The 1,712-nt window shown below is 52.8% G+C and carries 2 protein-coding genes; both read right to left on the bottom strand.

Annotated elements, in window-relative coordinates; translation table 11 throughout:
• On the bottom strand, positions 1-1,149 hold a 1,149-nt coding region (gene ltrA, locus LG003_RS22800), incomplete at its 3' end, for a group II intron reverse transcriptase/maturase (RefSeq protein WP_262981734.1).
• Positions 1,124-1,339 carry a hypothetical protein gene (locus tag LG003_RS22795; RefSeq protein WP_262981735.1) on the bottom strand — a complete coding sequence of 72 codons (216 nt, stop codon included), beginning with the start codon at positions 1,337-1,339 and terminating at the stop codon, positions 1,124-1,126. The genes LG003_RS22795 and ltrA, both read right to left, overlap by 26 nt.
• Positions 1,340-1,712 lie beyond the last annotated feature (373 nt).

Genomic DNA, 1,712 nt, shown 5'->3' with positions numbered 1-1,712 from the left:
TTCTTCCACAAATTGGCACAATGCTCTGCTGTTGAAGGGGACGCCATAGTAATTGATGTGCCCTTCTATCACTCGTTTCAGCCACCGTCCCGTTTCTTCCGGGCGGTTGTGCAACCGTTGCCGCAGCCCCTGTTTTATTCGCTTCAATTGTGTTTGACGCCGTTTTCGTTGAGTTTTGCGCATCACCGCATCCTTGCCCGTGTGTAATCGTCCTATATAATGCGTAAATCCCAGAAAATCAAACGTCCCCGGCTTGCCCCTCTCCGGTCGCTCCTCATATTGCTTTAACGCAAAGCGACCAAATCGTACCAACCGGGTTTTCGCTGGGTGTACCTTCAGCCCAAACTGCATCAGACGTCGTTGTAGCAGGGATTGGCACGCCCGAGCATCCTGATGGGTCTGGAAGCCCAGAACCGCGTCATCAGCATATCGGATCATCACCACATCTCCTTGCATGTGCTTTCGCCATGCGTTGAGCCAGAGGTCAACGCTGTAGTGCAGATAGATATTCGCCAGCAGTGGCGATATGACAGCACCTTGCGGCGTGCCACAATGCGACTTCTGTCGGTGACCGTGTTCATCAACTATCCCCACCGTGACCCACTGCCTGATTAATCGCAACATCCGACCGTCCCTTATCCTGGGCTGAATAAACCGGATGAGCCAGTCATGCTCCACGGTATCGAAGAACCGACTGATGTCCAGATCCAGCACCCAATTGACTTTCCTCTCCATAATTGCCACATTCAGCGCATCCAGAGCATCGTGCTGCCCTCTGCCCGGTCTGAACCCATACGAGAAGCCGAGAAAATCGGTCTCGTAGATTTGATTTAAGACCGTGACAGCCGCTTGCTGCACGATTTTGTCCTCCAGACACAGGATACTCAATGGCCTTTCTGTCCCGTCTTCTTTCAGGATCATCACCTGCCTTGCCGGCTGGGGCCTGTATTGCCCCCGATGAAGTCTGCCGTGGAGCGCATGGAGGTTGTTTTGCAGATTTTCTGCATAGTTTTCCCATGTGATACCGTCGCAGCCCGGGGCAGACTGACGTTTAAGTTGCTGAAAACTCTGACATAACAGTTCTTCACTGATGTGATGGAAAAGGTGAGTAAACTGTTGTTTCCTATCCCTCTTTGCTGCTTTTCGCACAGCCAGCAGGCGTAACGTCGTATTTCCCCGGCTCTGTGTCCGGATGCGGGCGCACTGTTGGCTGTTCCCCTTGGTCGGGAGCCTTCCCTCCATCAATTCCGCCACATTGTTTTCTGTTTTGTTCACTGATTTCTCCGGTACTATACTCCCGTCCGACTTCCTGAACTCCATAAGGCTTCTGCTTTGACACTTAGACCTTATCGTCCCAACTGCTCACGATGGGAAACCGTTCAGGATCTCCCAGGTTCCACGCGACGAACTTCCTCACATGCACAGGGTCTCCGACCCCGGGAGGTATGGTCAGGTTTCGCCAATACAACCTGACCATTGTAGGTTTCCGCCTAGCTTAACTACGTCACCACCTCCGATTTACCGATTTCGTGGCTCAATACCTGGCCTGTGAGTGCCTTCGCTAACACTTCACGACAGTAGTTACCCACAGTCGCGCATAGCTAAAGGACCGGGCGAGTGGCTAGCTCTTACCCGGAAGGGACTTTCACCCTCTGTTCTATCGCCAGCTTGCCTGGCGTACTAAGCGTCCGGTCATCTCACCTTGTTCTTCC

The organism is Photorhabdus kleinii, assembly GCF_025384885.1.
GTDB lineage: Bacteria > Pseudomonadota > Gammaproteobacteria > Enterobacterales > Enterobacteriaceae > Photorhabdus > Photorhabdus kayaii.
This window is presented reverse-complemented; position numbering and strand designations above follow the sequence as displayed.